At 40.6% G+C, this 16,074-nt stretch carries 18 protein-coding genes; 6 read left to right on the top strand and 12 right to left on the bottom strand.

What is annotated here, in order from left to right; all coding sequences use genetic code 11:
• Nucleotides 1-20: 20 nt before the first annotated feature.
• From rplS to ispH, 12 genes are all read right to left on the bottom strand, one after another.
• Nucleotides 21-395, bottom strand: coding sequence for a 50S ribosomal protein L19 (rplS, locus tag B3X18_RS07030; RefSeq protein ID WP_005024307.1), 375 nt, complete (start codon nt 393-395; stop codon nt 21-23).
• A gap of 174 nt (nt 396-569) precedes the next feature.
• Nucleotides 570-1,319, bottom strand: a complete 750-nt coding sequence (gene trmD, locus B3X18_RS07025; RefSeq protein WP_262446916.1) for a tRNA (guanosine(37)-N1)-methyltransferase TrmD — start codon at nt 1,317-1,319, stop codon at nt 570-572.
• A gap of 43 nt (nt 1,320-1,362) precedes the next feature.
• Nucleotides 1,363-1,911: a ribosome maturation factor RimM gene (gene rimM, locus B3X18_RS07020; protein ID WP_034680012.1), complete on the bottom strand. Its 549-nt coding sequence runs from the start codon at nt 1,909-1,911 to the stop codon at nt 1,363-1,365.
• 20 nt (nt 1,912-1,931) lie between these two features.
• The gene (gene rpsP / locus B3X18_RS07015) at nt 1,932-2,189 is read right to left on the bottom strand and encodes a 30S ribosomal protein S16 (protein WP_005018185.1); all 258 of its coding nucleotides are present in this window, start codon (nt 2,187-2,189) and stop codon (nt 1,932-1,934) included.
• Nucleotides 2,190-2,332: 143 nt separating this feature from the next.
• Entirely contained in the window at nt 2,333-2,794 is a 462-nt protein-coding gene (locus B3X18_RS07010) for a type IV pilin protein (RefSeq protein ID WP_262446917.1), read from the bottom strand.
• Nucleotides 2,788-3,273: a type IV pilin protein gene (locus B3X18_RS07005; RefSeq protein WP_286935214.1), complete on the bottom strand. Its 486-nt coding sequence runs from the start codon at nt 3,271-3,273 to the stop codon at nt 2,788-2,790. The genes B3X18_RS07010 and B3X18_RS07005 overlap by 7 nt, the downstream gene beginning before the upstream one ends.
• 10 nt (nt 3,274-3,283) lie before the next feature.
• Nucleotides 3,284-7,108 (bottom strand): PilC/PilY family type IV pilus protein, encoded by a 3,825-nt coding sequence (locus B3X18_RS07000; protein WP_262446919.1) that lies wholly within the window; start codon nt 7,106-7,108, stop codon nt 3,284-3,286.
• 12 nt (nt 7,109-7,120) lie between these two features.
• On the bottom strand, nt 7,121-7,891 hold the full coding sequence (locus tag B3X18_RS06995; protein ID WP_034674964.1) for a PilX N-terminal domain-containing pilus assembly protein: 771 nt from the start codon (nt 7,889-7,891) through the stop codon (nt 7,121-7,123).
• The gene (locus B3X18_RS06990; protein ID WP_262446920.1) at nt 7,888-8,880 is read right to left on the bottom strand and encodes a PilW family protein; all 993 of its coding nucleotides are present in this window, start codon (nt 8,878-8,880) and stop codon (nt 7,888-7,890) included. The genes B3X18_RS06995 and B3X18_RS06990 overlap by 4 nt, the downstream gene beginning before the upstream one ends.
• Nucleotides 8,881-8,882: 2 nt before the next feature.
• The gene (gene pilV, locus B3X18_RS06985) at nt 8,883-9,380 is read right to left on the bottom strand and encodes a type IV pilus modification protein PilV (protein ID WP_034593473.1); all 498 of its coding nucleotides are present in this window, start codon (nt 9,378-9,380) and stop codon (nt 8,883-8,885) included.
• Nucleotides 9,377-9,835 carry a GspH/FimT family pseudopilin gene (locus B3X18_RS06980; RefSeq protein WP_286935211.1) on the bottom strand — a complete coding sequence of 153 codons (459 nt, stop codon included), beginning with the start codon at nt 9,833-9,835 and terminating at the stop codon, nt 9,377-9,379. The genes pilV and B3X18_RS06980 overlap by 4 nt, the downstream gene beginning before the upstream one ends.
• 152 nt (nt 9,836-9,987) lie before the next feature.
• On the bottom strand, nt 9,988-10,938 hold the full coding sequence (gene ispH, locus B3X18_RS06975) for a 4-hydroxy-3-methylbut-2-enyl diphosphate reductase (RefSeq protein ID WP_005018168.1): 951 nt from the start codon (nt 10,936-10,938) through the stop codon (nt 9,988-9,990).
• Between the two features lie 133 nt (nt 10,939-11,071).
• On the opposite strand from ispH, the gene gmk reads away from it, so the two are divergent.
• From gmk to bfr, 6 genes are all read left to right on the top strand, one after another.
• The gene (gene gmk, locus B3X18_RS06970) at nt 11,072-11,695 is read left to right on the top strand and encodes a guanylate kinase (protein WP_075040506.1); all 624 of its coding nucleotides are present in this window, start codon (nt 11,072-11,074) and stop codon (nt 11,693-11,695) included.
• 76 nt (nt 11,696-11,771) lie between these two features.
• Nucleotides 11,772-12,053 (top strand): DNA-directed RNA polymerase subunit omega, encoded by a 282-nt coding sequence (gene rpoZ / locus B3X18_RS06965; protein ID WP_005024277.1) that lies wholly within the window; start codon nt 11,772-11,774, stop codon nt 12,051-12,053.
• 204 nt (nt 12,054-12,257) lie between these two features.
• Nucleotides 12,258-14,357, top strand: coding sequence for a RelA/SpoT family protein (locus B3X18_RS06960; RefSeq protein WP_119879649.1), 2,100 nt, complete (start codon nt 12,258-12,260; stop codon nt 14,355-14,357).
• 88 nt (nt 14,358-14,445) lie between these two features.
• Entirely contained in the window at nt 14,446-14,829 is a 384-nt protein-coding gene (locus B3X18_RS06955) for a RidA family protein (protein ID WP_005024272.1), read from the top strand.
• Nucleotides 14,830-15,050: 221 nt separating this feature from the next.
• A complete protein-coding gene (locus B3X18_RS06950) occupies nt 15,051-15,245 on the top strand; it encodes a bacterioferritin-associated ferredoxin (RefSeq protein ID WP_005018142.1) in 195 nt (64 codons plus the stop codon).
• 306 nt (nt 15,246-15,551) lie between these two features.
• Nucleotides 15,552-16,016, top strand: coding sequence for a heteropolymeric bacterioferritin subunit Bfr (gene bfr, locus B3X18_RS06945; protein WP_034674938.1), 465 nt, complete (start codon nt 15,552-15,554; stop codon nt 16,014-16,016).
• The last annotated feature ends 58 nt before the right edge of the window (nt 16,017-16,074 follow it).

Raw genomic sequence — 16,074 nt, 5'->3', positions numbered from 1 at the left:
TTTTAGCTATATAAAACTGATTAAGCTTCAGTTTTACGAGCTGGAAGTTTTTCACGGATACGTGCAGCTTTACCAGACAGATCGCGCAGGTAGTAAAGTTTAGCACGACGTACAGCACCGCGACGTTTCACATCAATACGAGCAACGATTGGAGAGTGAGTTTGGAATACACGCTCAACACCAACACCGCTAGAAATTTTACGTACTGTGAACGCAGAGTTCAGACCACGGTTTTTCTTAGCAATTACTACGCCTTCGAATGCCTGTAGACGTTCACGGTCGCCCTCTTTTACTTTTACCTGGACAACTACTGTGTCACCTGGTGCAAAAGCCGGGATGTCTTGTTTAAGCTGAGCATTTTCTACAGCTTGTACTAAAGGATGCTTACCGCTCATGGGGTATCTCCAATATGCGCGAGTCAGAAGAGGTCTGATCATCGCTGGGTATAGAGGCTAAAACGCATAAACCCGATTGACTTTCCCTTTATGCTTGACCGCTTCAATGCATAAAGAGCCTATTGAAATACTTCAGGCAAACTGCCTGTAGTATATATGCTTGGACAATACCTGTTATTTGGCCTGTCTTTGCGAATCTTGTAGCCATTTCTTTTGCTGCTTGGTCAATTCAACTTTTTCTACCAGCTCGGGCCGGCGTTCTAAAGTACGTTGATAGCGCTGCAAAAACCGCCATTTTTCAATATTGGCATGATGTCCCGATTTTAAAATCTTTGGAACATCCATTCCCTCAAAATGGTCTGGCTTGGTATATTGCGGGCAGTCTAACAGACCATCCACAAAAGAGTCTTGCACATGAGATTGCTCATCAGACATCGCACCCGGAAGCCTCCGGATAATACTGTCTAATAAAACCATCGCCGGCAGTTCACCACCCGATAACACGTAATCACCAATTGACCATTCCTGATCAACATATTTCTGGATCAGACGTTCATCAACCCCTTCATAACGGCCACACAGTACAATCAGTCCGTCATATTGAACGAAGTCCTGTACCGCAGTCTCATTTAGGGTTTTTCCCTGTGGCGACATATATACCACAGGAACATGAACTGCACCTGACTGCACAGCAAGCTCTTTGGCATGATGAATTGCTTTTGCCAGAGGCTCAGCCATCATCACCATACCGGGACCTCCACCAAATGGACGTTCATCCACCCGTTTGTAATTCCCTTCAGCAAATTCGCGTGGATTAATACAATGAATTTGCATTAAATCACGTTTTGCTGCACGCCCGCTAATCCCAAAACTTGTAATCGCTTCAAATATTTCAGGAAAAAGCGTAATGACTGCAAAAAACATCACAGACTCCTCTATTTTCCTGCTGCGTTAATCCTAAACAGAATTAAAAATCTACGCCCCAATTCACGTAAATACGACCAGTTTCGAGATCAACCCGCTGTACCACATCTTTATGCCATGGAATCATTCGCTCTTCGCCGTCAACACTGTCAGTGGTCGCGCGTACCACCATCACGTCATTGGCACCTGTTTCAAACAGCTCATGAATTTGTCCGAGATTAACTTCCTGCTCTTCTTCATTCAGACCCAGCACAGTGAGTCCTTTTAAATCTGACCAGTAATACTCATCCACACCTGGTTGTGGCAGTTGCGATTTTGAAATCCAGATATTTGCGCCAACCAGATTGTCTGCTGCAGTACGATCACTCACACCTTTTAAGCTTACAACCAGGCCTTTACCATGTGGTTTCCAACGTTTTACATCAACTATTTGCCAACCTGCTTTGGTTTCAATGTACCAAGGCAGATAGTCAAATATATTACTCATGGGTTCTGTATTGGAATAGACCCAGAGCCACCCATTTAATCCATATGCTGAACGTAACTGTCCAATCTGAATACGATCTTCGGGAACATTCTGTGTTGGTGTCATGGGCTAACTACTACCTGAAATTAAGCAGCAGTTGCAGCTTTTTTAGCTTGAGCAGCCAAAGAAGCAACACGTTCAGAAGGTTGAGCACCTTGAGAAACCCAGTGAGCAAAACGGTCAGCATCTAAACGAAGTTTTTCTGCTTTACCTTGAGCTGTAGGGTTGAAGAAACCGATACGTTCGATGAAACGACCGTCACGTGCATTACGGCTATCAGTCACAATGATTTGATAGAACGGACGTTTTTTAGCACCACCGCGTGCAAGACGAATAACAACCATGATAGAACCTTATAGTTTTTACGGATTATCCCTGTACCGACCATCGATACGTTTCAAACCCCTTTCATAGAGGGCAATATTTTACGCGAAGTTTACCCTGAATGAAAGATTAAAAATTATTTATCCGCAATTTTGAATTTAAGTTAGCGGCCGTCCCAGTTGGAAGTGATAGAAGGAACACAAGCACTTCCTCCTTTATCACTTCCTTTAGTCCAGCATTTTTCTCCGCGATGATTTAGAACCAAGTGACCATCACCAAACTGGGTGGTATCGCTTATAGGTATAGCTGTTAAGGTCCATGTCCCCGCTGTTACATTTGATAAAGCCAGATTATAAAGAGCTTGCCCTTCTTCAGGACTTACTGAGCTTCGACCTAAGTCTGCTAGAGAAATAGGCGTACCATCTGATTTTAAAAAAGTAAAGTTAGCAATTTTATAGCGCTGTAATAAATTCCCTATTGCCAACATTTCGCTTTGAGTTTCAACCCTTTTAGTTTTTCTTATATACTCTTGGTATGAGGGATAAGCTATAGCGGCCAAGATCGCTATTATAGCTACCACGATCATAAGCTCAATAAGAGAAAAGCCTTTTATTTTATTTACCATGCTTCACTTCCTGTTACTTCTGTTCCACATGTAGTAAAAGTGACTAAATTTGCTGCTTTATTTTTACATTTCAACCCGGTGCTTGTTTGCAAAAAATTATAGTTTTTACTGTCATTTGATACTGCACGTATAGCCCAGCTCTGGCCAGCTGCTCCAATATTAGTAAGAGCCAAAGAAGGGTCTGCTCCATCACGGACTGTAATAGTATACTTTATAGCAGCATCTGTGGCACCGACTGGTATAACCACAGGATCTGGCGTAGTAGAAAAACCTTTATAATTAAAGTTTCTGGCTCTATTTCTTTCCAGCTGGGTGGCAAGACGTTGTATTTCCTGTTGGGCCTCAGATGCGACAGCGCGACGTGTATACTCTTGATAACTTGGTAGAGCAACTGCTGCGAAGATTGCCACAATTGCAACTACAACCATAAGCTCAACAAGTGTAAAACCTTTTACAAACCTCAAGGATTTCTTCTGCATCACTTATTCTCTATCTAAATTTTTCATACCAGCGCTGCGGTACCAGACAGATTTGAGTTTCTTCTTCAGGCCCATTTCCACTTGGTAATATAAGTATACGGCCACCTGTAGCAATACAGGAGTTTTTAGCAGGATTATTATTTCCGCCTCCACTGCCTCCACCGCTTCCACCGCCGCCTCCGCCAGGACCACCTCCGCCCGTGCTACCACAGCTGGCTCCTACACATTGATCACCAATCGTAACTGTCTGGATTCCCGCACCTAAATTCCATCTATTCACAGTTCCCATAGCACACTGGCCATAAGGTAAACAAAAGCCACTAATAAAGCTCTCTCCTTTTACGCCTGCGCCACAGTCACCAGATAAACCATCTTTACTACTATCAAAGGTAGAGACATAAAGCTTATAGTTCATTGCTACAGGCGTCCCCATAACTTTTTCACTTTGCAATTTCTGTGATTTAAAGCGATAGAACCAGCCGTTTGTGCTATAAGGCGCCACCAATGTTGTATTATTGTTGCGCGTTGCATCAGTAATTTCTTTTAAATTATTTGTTACTGTGGGTACAGTCGTAATATTTTCTGTATTAAAAGTATTCGTGGTATACAAATCTTTTCGGCCTATATCTTTATCATAAATATTATAAATTGCATCATAATCATAACCTAGACTGCCTACTGTATAGTCTTTCAGAGGCTGACTACGGTTTCCACTACCAATTGAAATCACAGCAAATTTTGTACCATTATAATTATATACAGAGAAGGCTGGAGGGTCATAAAAACGGGGACTTTTCTCTGCTGCATTAAGGTTTAATAATCGTCTAGGAGTTTTTGCAAAAGAACCGATTGTACTAGCTTGATTATTGATATCAATACGGAATACCTGGCCTCCCAAATCACCAAAATACAAATGATCGGCTAAACCATCAGCATCACGGTCTATCGTTCTAATTTCGCTAACAACACTATATTTGAGGTTATCATCTCTTAATCCAATAACTCCACTTGTGGTGGTAGCACTACTTTGAGTAGCATTTTTGCTGGCCCACCACAATAAATTTCCATTAATCGCATCAAACATATAAACACCAGCACCACGGCTATTCGACTGGTTATAAGTATCGCTTTCAAAACCACTATAAATACCTTTTACACCATTCGAATCACGTGCATCTCCATCTACACCACCAGCATCATATCCCCCACCTACAAACATGACCATCTTGCGTGTACCGCCCCAGTTCACCCAAGTCACTGTTGGTTTTGACCAGCTTTGCCCCATAAAACCCAGTTGGCTAAATGTAGTACTACTGCCGTTGTAATAGACCTTCTGAGTGGCAGGATCAATATGAAATTGAAGCTTAGGATTATTAATATCTCGAAGATCTAAAGCATAGTAGCTTCTACCTCCCATACGTAAGCCACCATATACATACTGTTTACCCTGTTGAGAAGCCTTTCCGGTATTTACTGTCAAGTTACCAGATGAGTCAGGAACATATTCAGTATAAGCAGTCCATGGTCCATCAATTCCGTAAAATAGTTTATTGGTAGTACCATTAGTTGTAGTGTTTTTAAGAAAAGCTTCTTTTTGATTTTCCACCATTTCGTTAGGCACAAAAGCAAATTTTTCTTTTCCTGTAGTAGCATCTACTACATGAAGTAAGCCTTGGGTAGTACCGAATAATACATAGTCCTCTCGATTGGTTGAACCTAGAGTATTATTGGTATATGTCAGTTTACCTTTATTAGTAATCAATAATGGAGAAGAATGCATTACTGCGCCTACCTGACGAAGTTCATCTGCATTTGCTAAAGTTGTACTGGTAATAGTATTCGGCTGGGTTGCATCTACTGCGTATCCTAACAGAGAGATTAAATAGCCTCGGTTTGGGTCATTTCTATACGTAGTATCAGTCAAATAATTTAAGTCTACCGCTCTTAAACTGGTATTGCTACCTGTAAATGTAGCAGAAGTTCCTGTACCCGTAGCAATACGATTAGTAAGTAATTTACGGTTAGCCGTATTTGCTGTAGTGGTTTTTAATAAAAGCTGAGACTTAACACCACCCATCAGTGCAAATTTTCTACTTCCATAAGTAGTTTCGTCTGCATCTTTTAGACCTTCATTTACGCCAGGTGCCCATAAATCATAATTGTCTATAATACGGCCTAGCTCATTAACAATCGGATTACCATTTTTATCCACCAGTTTACCGGTTGAATCAACTTTATATTTTTTTAAATTACCTGCCCAGAGCTGATAACTTTTATCAGGTGTTGGCTGAAACTGAGGATAGTAAGCATAATTTTGTAACTGAGAAGGGTTAAGAGCGTCTCTTGGAATAGTTGGTGAGCCAGTAGTAACAGCTGGAATATCTGTTGATAAACTATTAATAAATGCATTCACACTATTTACGACGTCTTGCGAACTTGAACCAGAGTACCAGCCGCCTTCACCAATAATCCCCCAATATGCAGCTCTTTTTACATTAGTATTAATAGTTCCCAAATTCGCAATATTTTCTTCCTGAGTTAGGTTTTTACTATAAGAAGGTACATCGTTAAAACTCTTACCAAAACCGACTACAGCTGTTTTAAATTTCAGATTTGCAGGGTTACTGTCAGGGTTTAATAAGGTTAATGCGAGCTTATTTAAACAGTCCCAACTGCCACTGTCATCACAACTAAAACTTTGTCCCTTTGAACCTAATGCTGCCTGCATTAAAGGTAATGAACCCGTATCTTGGGTTGGTTCACCATCTGTTAATACATATACACCCTGTCCGCTACATTGCTTGATTTCTTCTGTCTGAGTTAATGATGAGGGAGAAACATATAAAGTTTTTTCATTATTTTTAGTTGGATCAAGTGAATAGCTAAAGCCGCTATTACTGTTTGATGCACTAACTATACCTGTATAATTATAACAAATACCAGTCCTGAAATTCCCATTTGCGCTAAAAGTACAATTTAAAGCAGTAACTGCACTCCCTACAGGAATAGTCTCATTTGTATCTACCCATCCATTACTTGCACAACTGGTATATGTAGAATTCCATAGATTACATTTTTGGTTTTGCACTCTTTGTACATATCCGCCCCAAGTGAGTTCTAAATAAGTATAAGTTCTAAAGTAAGGCATATTAGAAACACGAAGCTGTCTGGAAGCAGTAGTAGTTCCCATTAAATAAGATACTGTTTCTGCATATGAACGAGCAGTGGGGGTATTAGTTGAGGCACTGAGCCCACGGACGTAGCTTAGCAAAGTATCTCGTTGTGTCTGGCTTCCGACCAGTGTACCTAAAGCACGAGCAGGTACTAGTATGCGTCCAGTATTATAATAAGTATTGGTATAGACTCCTAAAGTTGACAGGCCAATAATTTTTTCATCACCGAGCCGGACAATTCCTTTTGATGCATTACCCTGTAATAAATCAAAAACACCATCTTTTAATCTTGAAATTCGATCATAACAACGGTAAGTAGAGCCAATTAAAGTACAGCCAGCATCCGGATCTTTTACTAATGCTGAGGCACTATTGGCACTAATCGAGCAATAGCTACGAGAATAACCGCCTGGGGCAGTATCCGTACCGCATGAATTGCTAATGCCATAGTCTTCACTTATTGAACGCGTATCCATACTTCCTGAAATATCTAACATCAGCATAAGAGTGATATCACCCGACCTTGCTTGCTGATAGATGTCAATATCACTGGCACGAGTTACACTGCTGGCTACTAAAGTGGTAGACAATATTGCTATAACTATTGCAATAACTTGTTCATGATATTCTTTTATTTGCTTAATCTTTTTAGTCAATTTCATATCAATCCCCAATTATTTAAAGCTCTGCTCAATCGTGTAATCAGTGACAAGTGTGGTAAATGGTACATTTATACTGGATAAACAAGAAGTTACGCTCTGCCTTACTGCAGCATTTGCGGGAATGCTTGCTGCTATATCATTTGGTATTGTGACCTGATTCATTCTAGAGTTTAAACAGGTATTTATTTCAGCATCAGTCCGTGTAGAGAGAGTGGGCATAAGTGAAACTGCATAAATACTTACTCTTTTTATCTTTTGCGTTTTATTAAGCTCAGGGTCTCCCCCTTCCGGCAGGTCACTTAAAATTTCTGAATTACTGGAGGATGGAAACTTCACCGCAACTTGGGTTATGACCGCCCGCCGTCCACTGGTAAAAAAGTTTGTATCGGTAGCAGATACATCACAATAACCGTCCAGACCTAATTTATTATTTGTAGGCGCAGTTTTGCCACGTTCCCATTCGATTAGGCTAGCCCGATTAAGATCAAAGAAACTGGCTTGGTCTCCACGGTAACAAAAAACCAGTTCTACATCTTTATTAATATCATTACTGATATACCCAAACATTCCATTTGTACCAAGACTTTGAATGAGGTTATTTGCATCCTCAGTATTGAAAAATACAGAATCCGAGTTTTGCATTAAAAGCTGCTGGGCCTGTCCATTAGTTGCAATATTGAGTGCAACCATACTTTGGCGTATGGCCAATGTACCTATAATCGTGATAGCAACAAGTAAAACAAGTACAACGATTAAAGTTGCACCTCTCTGCCGAGCTCTCATAGGCCACGCTCTCCAAAACCGTTTCTTAACGCAACTGTTTGAGATACAACCTGCCGTATATAATTATTAGTGGTTGTAGATGATTTCACGACTATATTCTTATCTAATACGGTAAATGTTGTGTTATTTCCAGCATTACCATTTGTTCCGGTGGATTGACTTGAACGGGTCAAAATTCCAAGCTGGAGAGATAAAATACGAGGTCGGGGTGAAGCCATTGCCATATAGTCTGCAATAGAGATATAGCGGTAGTTATCCCCATTTTGTATACCAAGTAGAACTCTGAAATAATCTACACGTTTCATAATAATTTCCCCTGCATCACCATAATTGGTAATAGCAGTAGGACTACCTGTAACCGGGTAAAAACCAGCATCACAAGCTAATGCTAGAGCTTGGTTAGGCTCATTTGCTGATACATTAGTGTCGGCCCTCAAGAAGTAGCGCTGGACAATATATATATCTGTAGAGGTGATTTCCTGTCCTTCACAATCAAAGCCACCTATTTCCACTGGTCTATACTGAATGACCAACTGATCACTTAATAATGCTGTACCTGCCTCATTAACATTAGATATACCTGTCCATGCTGGTGCTGTTCCCGCCGACATTCCAGTCCCGCTACTTCTAGAAAGTAGAGAGACTGCGGCAGTATTGCCTGTAATAGTGCTGGAGAGATTACTTAAAGGTAACGGAGGTACAGAGGCATCTTTTTGCGCATTAATAGCAGATGTTAAAACAATTCCTCCAAAAGAGACCTGGTCATTTATATCAGCCCGTGTGCTATTTAAATTCGCCAACCGAATATCTCTGACAATATAATTTAAACCAAAATTTGCATTATCTTGTAGATCCGCTACGCCTTGCTGCATCGAATAACTTCTTTGGCCTGTAATAAACAGCATAATCGCAGCAGCTGTAATGACAAGCCCTAATGCTAAAGCAATCATCAGTTCAATTAAGGTGAAACCTGCCCTATATTTCAACATTTCTAATATGCCTCCATAATAATGCAGGTCGATGCCGGGTTATAGGCCGTACCATTTGTACAATCACCTGTTCCGGTCCCATCAGTTGCACTAGAATCACCCCATGCAACATAAATGCAATTACGATTATTATTATTTCCCTGACAGTTCATAATATTAATGGTCATACCAAATGAAGCTGCCCGATTAGCCACCTGAGCAACATCAAAATCTGCCAAATCTACAGCTGAACAGTTGTTAGAAAAACAGTTTGTTTTAAAGGCTTTTTGATTTAATGGAAGCTGAACCTGCTGTTGATAGGTTGAAAAAGCATCACGGTTTATTCGTATTCTTTCAGCCAGATCTCGAGCCAAATTGATAGCCTGAATTCTATATGAACCTTCTGAAGTAGCTTCTAGTGCTCTGTATTGCAGAGCAATAAAACCCAAAATTCCAATAGCCAAAATCAGTAATGCCACCATAATTTCAACTAGACCAATCCCTTTTTGATAATTATTCATGAACAGTTCCCTTCTACCGGCTGTTGGATAACCCCCATTTTGGAAATGCTTACTGTTCTTGACAGTTTGGCATTATTTATCTGATCACAGATTACAAAACTTGTATTTCCTGCCGAGTCTTTAACTAAACCATTTAATTGGAAAGTAATAGTTGTTGGAGAGCCTGCTTTCAAAACAGCCTGTCCAGAGGGCATCCAGTGAAATAAGACTGATGTATCTGGTGCCACACCGGCATTATTAATTTCAGTTTCCAGAACTACTTTTACATCTCTACGCTGTAAGGCAGCCTGAGCACGTGCATTATTTAATACTGACACCAGCTCTCGTGTGCTCTTATTTAAATTTTGTCTTAAAATCATATTTTGAAAGGAAGGGATAGCTATAGTTGTAATAATAGCAACTACCGCAATAGTGACCATCAATTCAACCAACGTAAAACCGCGCTTGAGTTGCATGATCGCCTCCTGTCAAAATTTTGACGTGTCTTAAATAATACAGTTTACATTAACAGAACATATACAGAACAGATAAAGGGTATAAAAAAACAGATAACCGTTATTTAACAACTATCTGTTTTAAAAATCTAAAAGCTAATAAAAATTTATATTTAAGCCTGCGTTACAGGAATTCTCAATTCTTTAGGCAGGCTAAAAGTAATATTTTCTTCGCAGCCTGAAAGTTCCTGCGGTGCTTGGGCTCCCCAGTCTTGTAAGCGCTGAATTACCTGTTTAATTAAAATTTCTGGCGCAGATGCTCCAGCGGTTACACCAATTTTGGTAGTTTGTCTAAACCAGCCATGTTCTAGCTGATCAGCATTATCTACCAAATAGGCTGTCTTACCCATACGTTCTGCCAGTTCACGTAATCGGTTAGAATTAGAAGAATTGGGGGAACCTACTACTAGTACAACATCACATTGCTTCGAGAGATCACGCACTGCATCTTGGCGGTTCTGTGTGGCATAACAAATATCATCTTTGCGTGGTCCCTGAATATGAGGAAATTTCTTACGCAATGCATCAATCACTTTAGCCGTATCATCAATAGATAAGGTCGTCTGGGTAACAAAAGCAACTTTTTCAGGATTACGCACAATTAAGGCCTCAACATCCTGTTCATCTTCAACCAGATAAATATCACCACCTTGGCTTTTATCGTACTGCCCCATGGTTCCTTCAACTTCCGGATGACCTTGATGCCCGATCAGAATTGCTTCTATACCTTCACGTGCATACTTGGTTACCTCAATATGAACTTTAGTCACCAAGGGACAAGTTGCATCAAATACTTTCAGACCACGACGTTCAGCTTCCAGCTGGACTGCCTTGGAAACTCCATGAGCACTAAAAATAACAATATTATCGTCTGGTACTTCATCCAGTTCATCAACAAAAATGGCACCACGCTGCCGCAGATCATCTACTACAAATTTGTTATGTACCACCTCATGACGAACATAAATGGGCGGGTTAAAGCATTCAAGTGCACGGTTGACGATCGCAATGGCTCGATCTACACCTGCACAGAACCCGCGTGGATTGGCCAATACAATTTCCATAAGATCCTCAATGTTCACTTAAACGGCTGAATATTTTTGTCAGAACTCGCCAACTATTTCAGCTCAACTATTTAGTTTAGGCGCGCTCTGCTCTAAAATAGAGAAGATATTTTATCATATCAGGAAAAATATCATGTCGGGTCTATTGTTTGTCGTTTCTGCTGCGTCAGGAACAGGCAAAACATCTCTTGTTAAAGCCCTTCTTGAACGTGTCAGCAATTTGCATGTATCTGTTTCCCATACGACTCGTGGTCAGCGTCCCGGCGAGCTGAACGGTGTACACTATCATTTTACCAGTAAAGAAGAATTTCTGGCCCAAGTTGAAGAGGGCGGTTTTGTAGAATATGCAGAAGTTTTTGGTAATTATTATGGGACATCACAGACCACTGTAAAAGAACAGCTGGCTAAAGGACATGATGTTTTACTTGAGATTGACTGGCAAGGTGCCGAGCAGGTTCGCAAGATTTTTCCTGATTCCAGACAGATTTTTATTCTACCGCCAAGTCAGTTTGACTTGCGTCAGCGTTTATCTAACCGCGGTACTGACAGCGTTGAGGTAATTGAACACCGCCTGAGCTGTGCGGTTGAAGACATGCAGCAGTATGTCAATTTTGATTATTTAATTATTAATGATGATTTCAATAAAGCCTTGCACGATCTTGAGTCTGTAATCAATGCTAACCGCCTTACCATGGTCCAGCAAGCTAATCGTCATCAAGGCCTGATCGAAAAACTCATCAGCCCGGTAAGTGAATAAACTTGAGTCAAGCCTAAAAGCATTTTATACTGTACAGTCTAGCCCAGATTTTATATCGAAATAAAAGAGAACTCTTATGGCACGCGTAACCGTTGAAGATTGTTTAGACCATGTAGACAACCGCTTTGAGCTTGTACTAGTGGCAAGCAAGCGCGCGCGTCAACTTGCACGACAAGGCATTGAGCCTACTGTTGAATGGGACAATGACAAACCGACTGTAGTTGCTTTACGTGAAATTGCAGCTGGTCACGTTTCTAAAGACATCCTGAAACAGCGTGATCAGGATTACCAGACTTCTAGCCTTGACTTAGCCCTGTCTGCGAATAATTTGAATCTTGAAGGTTTCTCTTTTCAATAAGACCAAGCTTCTCTAAAAAGGCCTAGTTCAATACTAGGCCTTTTTATTCCAAGGGAATTGAATGTTTTAAAAATCGGCAAAAACAATAGGTCTGATTGAAAAAAATTGCTATTTTTTGCCTGTAAAAAATTGACAAGTGAAGCAATATGATTTTCATTAGAAGATTGTTAAATTTAACTGAAAACTATCAGTAAAGGGTGATTTATGCCAGGCGAAGAGGTCAGCCAAGCCAGATTACAGCTCAAAATGATTATCGATGCGTATTTAAGTCCAGACGACGTCGAGCGTGTACTTGCGGCCTGTGATTTTGCTGATCTTGCACACACCGGCATTACCCGTAAAAGTGGCGAGCCCTATATACTGCATCCGATTGCTGTGACCTGTATTCTGGCGCATATGCGTCTTGACAGTGAAACACTGATGGCTGCCTTGATGCACGACGTGGTAGAAGATACCGATTTTTCGAAAGAAGATATTAAAGAAAAATTTGGTCCTGTAGTTGCCGAGCTAGTAGATGGTGTTACCAAGCTAACGCATTCCAGTGACAAACAATATAATAAGGCTGCGTCTTTCCGCAAAATTTTGCAGGCCACTTTACAAGATCCGCGTGTCATTATTATTAAACTGGCTGACCGCTACCATAATATGACTACACTGGATGCCTTACGCCCTGACAAGCGTGCGCGTATTGCCCAAGAAACCTTTGATATTTTTGTACCTATGGCGCGTATTGTGGGTATGAACGAGATGGCTGATAACCTCGAGCATTTGTGTTATCAGAATCTTGACCTTGATATGTTTGATAATGTTCAGGAAGCACTCAAACAGACCAAGCCAAAACGTTGCCAGTTTCAGGCAATATGGGAACAGAAGCTTGGAGAGCTGTTAAAAGCTTATCATCTTGAAGGGCGAATTAAGAAGAAAGATAACAATATTGAACTATTACGACATTTTGTTAAAAATGAGATGAATCTGCAAGAGCTAACCCATAGCCATGCATTCGAGATTATTTTGCAAAGTATTGCTGACTGTGATCGCCTGGTTGAGGCTTTAGAGCAGAATTTTCAGGTTTTACAGTTTGAAGACCATATCCGTCGTCCCCTGCCCGGTGGTAATCAATCGCTTCTGATGAAACTTAAGGGCGAACAGACTACCTTGTCTTTAACCATTCAGACTGAACTGATGCGTAAGGCCGCGCGCTTTGGCGTAGTATTAGGTGAAAGTGCACCACAAGCTTGCCGCTCGGCTATTCAGGCTTCTATGCAAAATCTGAATACGCTGATTGATGGCGAATGTGCCAAAACCACTTTTAATGATTTGCTGGATTATCTGCATCAGGAAAAAATCTGGGTTTATACCCCACACGGTCATCTGCATGAACTTCCTCAAGGTGCTACCGTAGTTGATTTTGCCTATGCAGCCAGCCTGTTTTTAGGTAACCATGCCGTTGGTGCCAAAATCAATGGAGAAATACGGCCGCTTTCTACGCCTCTGGTCAGTGGACAGGTGGTTGAGATTATTACAGATGTATTGGCAACTCCAAATCCAGACTGGCTCAGCTTTATCAACACACAAAAAGCACGTCGTGCCTTACAGAATATTTTAAAAGATCAGGATATTGATGAGCAGCGTTTAGTAGGTCAGCAAGCTTTGAATCGGGCATTGAAGATGTTCAATCGCTCAATAAAAGATTTGTCTGATGCTGATTGGGTTGATCTTTTGCAATGGCGCCACATTGAGCATAAAGAAAGTCTGTTTGAACAAATCGCTGTAGGCGATCTGCTACCACAACTGGTTGCTAATCATCTTTATGCTCAGGAACAGGCTGATGAAGAATATAATTCACAACGCCTGATTCAGGGCACAGATGGCGTAGATGTGAAATATGCGCACTGTTGCAACCCGGTCTTGGGTGATCCGATTCAGGGCCATCTGTCACGCCGTGGCTTAATTGTACATCGGGCCCGCTGTAATAATTTAATGCATGAACAGCATCTGCATCCAGAAACGATTATGCCGCTACACTGGAATTCAGAAAGTGAGGAAGAAGTCAGTTTCACTGCTTATCTGTGTATCGACATGGCAATGGATGACGAGCAGATTTCTGACTTGATCTATCAATGTCGTAAAGCCAAGACCGGAGTGGAAATGGTTCACTCGCAGGATGACCGGACTTATGTCAACATCGTAGTCAATAACCGTCGTCAGATTGCCCAAATCATTCGCGATTTACGCATGCATTTTGGTTTTCCACGTATTAGCCGTTTATCTATGCCAGTTGCTTTGGTCCAGAATGCCAGTTAAATCAAGTTGATCAGTTATATCGATTAGTACTTTTGTCACTGCCTGGCATGGTTTATGATCAGACAGGTTAAAAATCAAGGAGAAATCGATGTCCCGCCAAGTGATTCATACTGAAAATGCTCCAGCTGCTATTGGTACCTACTCTCAGGCTATTTTAGTTGGTGAAACACTTTACCTGTCTGGTCAGATTGGTTTAGACCCTTACAGTATGGAGCTGGTCGATGGCATCGAAGCACAGGTTCGCCGCGTCTTTGATAATTTAAAAGCTGTGTGTGAAGCTGCTGGCGGCACATTGGCTGATATTGCCAAACTCAATATTTATTTGACTGATCTTTCCCATTTCCAGCTGGTTAACCAGATTATGGGTGAATATTTTGCTCAGCCCTATCCGGCGCGTGCTGCTTTAGGTGTAGCAAGCCTACCTAAAGGAGCTCTGGTTGAGATGGACGGTATCGTTATTATTAATCAATAATTTATAAAATTTATCAGATCTTTAATCTTAAATAATCAAATCTAAATCATGAATCACTTTGTGCGGTAATCTATGTAATACCCAGATTTCCGCTCAGGTGATATTTTTTATTCAAAAAGCCAATTAAAAAAATAGCCTTTTTAAATGAATTCCATTGACAAACGATAATAATTATCAATAATATCACTTATCCCGTTTATATTACTGTGGTTAGCGCCGATATGTACGTTTGCCTGTGCCGTGGAATTACTGATCAAGATATCAAAGATGCTGTCGCCAATGGTGCAGAAAGCTATCGTGAAATTCGTGATTTACTTGACCTAGGAACTTGCTGTGGTCGCTGTGCTCCAGAAGCACGTAGTATTATTAGTGATGAACTGTCCGAAATTGCAGCACGTATTTCTGTAGCAGCTTAAGCCCCGAAATATAATGACAATAAAGATTCTTCTTGCATAAATTAAGGTTCAGCTTCAAGTTTCTTGTGAAGAGAATTAAAAGATGTATGCAAGAACTCTCTCATGATCAATCGATCATCTTCTCCTCCCCGCTTGTGATTCCAAGCGGGTTTTTATTCTCTACCATAAAAGCTGCTGTGTTTCTGATTGCGATTTTCATTTGCTGTTCTATAAATTACTCGCCATTTATGGATGGGTTCGCTAAGATAACTCTATAGATTGCCTTATATCTTTCATAAGGCAGAAATTGTTTATGGAGAACTTACAATGAAAGGCAATCGTGATGTAATCAATCAGCTCAACCAAGTGCTTTATCATCAACTGACCGCTATTAACCAGTACTTTTTACATTCCCGTATGTTCAATGATTGGGGGATTGAAAAGCTGGGTTCAACCGAGTACAAAGAGTCTATTCACCAGATGAAGCATGCCGATAAAGTCATTGAACGGATTTTATTTTTAGAAGGACTGCCGAATTTGCAGCACCTTGGCAAGCTGTATATTGGCCAGCATACTGAAGAGGTTCTCTCTTGTGATGTGCGTAAGGTAAAAGAGAATATTGAAGCCTTACAAAAAGCTGTGTTGTTATCTGAACAGCTTATGGATTATGTAACCCGTGATATGGTACAAGAAATTCTAGAATCTGAAGAAGAGTATTGGGACTGGTTAGAAACCCAGCAGGATTTAATTCAAAGTGTGGGAATTGAGAACTATATTCAGAGTCAGATATAAATTTTTATTTTTTCATATTATAAAAAAATAGCCTTATTGCAAGGCTATTTTTTTTAAT

The organism is Acinetobacter sp. UBA6571 (assembly GCF_002434085.1).
Classification (GTDB): Bacteria; Pseudomonadota; Gammaproteobacteria; order Pseudomonadales; family Moraxellaceae; genus Acinetobacter; species Acinetobacter radioresistens.
The sequence above is the reverse complement of the archived record's forward strand: the minus strand, read 5'-3'. Positions and strand labels throughout refer to the sequence as shown.

What these genes read in the sequence shown, in the direction of transcription:
- ispH (WP_005018168.1), bottom strand. Translation starts at nt 10,938, where the DNA reads ATGGAAATTGTATTGGCCAATCCACGCGGGTTCTGTGCAGGTGTAGAT.
- rpsP (WP_005018185.1), bottom strand. Translation starts at nt 2,189, where the DNA reads ATGGTTGTTATTCGTCTTGCACGCGGTGGTGCTAAAAAACGTCCGTTC.
- trmD (WP_262446916.1), bottom strand. Translation starts at nt 1,319, where the DNA reads ATGTTTTTTGCAGTCATTACGCTTTTTCCTGAAATATTTGAAGCGATT.
- rimM (WP_034680012.1), bottom strand. Translation starts at nt 1,911, where the DNA reads ATGACACCAACACAGAATGTTCCCGAAGATCGTATTCAGATTGGACAG.
- bfr (WP_034674938.1), top strand. Translation starts at nt 15,552, where the DNA reads ATGAAAGGCAATCGTGATGTAATCAATCAGCTCAACCAAGTGCTTTAT.
- B3X18_RS06980 (WP_286935211.1), bottom strand. Translation starts at nt 9,835, where the DNA reads ATGCAACTCAAGCGCGGTTTTACGTTGGTTGAATTGATGGTCACTATT.
- B3X18_RS06990 (WP_262446920.1), bottom strand. Translation starts at nt 8,880, where the DNA reads ATGTTGAAATATAGGGCAGGTTTCACCTTAATTGAACTGATGATTGCT.
- B3X18_RS06960 (WP_119879649.1), top strand. Translation starts at nt 12,258, where the DNA reads ATGCCAGGCGAAGAGGTCAGCCAAGCCAGATTACAGCTCAAAATGATT.
- B3X18_RS07000 (WP_262446919.1), bottom strand. Translation starts at nt 7,108, where the DNA reads ATGAAATTGACTAAAAAGATTAAGCAAATAAAAGAATATCATGAACAA.
- B3X18_RS06950 (WP_005018142.1), top strand. Translation starts at nt 15,051, where the DNA reads ATGTACGTTTGCCTGTGCCGTGGAATTACTGATCAAGATATCAAAGAT.
- pilV (WP_034593473.1), bottom strand. Translation starts at nt 9,380, where the DNA reads ATGAATAATTATCAAAAAGGGATTGGTCTAGTTGAAATTATGGTGGCA.
- B3X18_RS07005 (WP_286935214.1), bottom strand. Translation starts at nt 3,273, where the DNA reads ATGCAGAAGAAATCCTTGAGGTTTGTAAAAGGTTTTACACTTGTTGAG.
- B3X18_RS06955 (WP_005024272.1), top strand. Translation starts at nt 14,446, where the DNA reads ATGTCCCGCCAAGTGATTCATACTGAAAATGCTCCAGCTGCTATTGGT.
- B3X18_RS07010 (WP_262446917.1), bottom strand. Translation starts at nt 2,794, where the DNA reads ATGGTAAATAAAATAAAAGGCTTTTCTCTTATTGAGCTTATGATCGTG.
- B3X18_RS06995 (WP_034674964.1), bottom strand. Translation starts at nt 7,891, where the DNA reads ATGAGAGCTCGGCAGAGAGGTGCAACTTTAATCGTTGTACTTGTTTTA.
- rpoZ (WP_005024277.1), top strand. Translation starts at nt 11,772, where the DNA reads ATGGCACGCGTAACCGTTGAAGATTGTTTAGACCATGTAGACAACCGC.
- rplS (WP_005024307.1), bottom strand. Translation starts at nt 395, where the DNA reads ATGAGCGGTAAGCATCCTTTAGTACAAGCTGTAGAAAATGCTCAGCTT.
- gmk (WP_075040506.1), top strand. Translation starts at nt 11,072, where the DNA reads ATGTCGGGTCTATTGTTTGTCGTTTCTGCTGCGTCAGGAACAGGCAAA.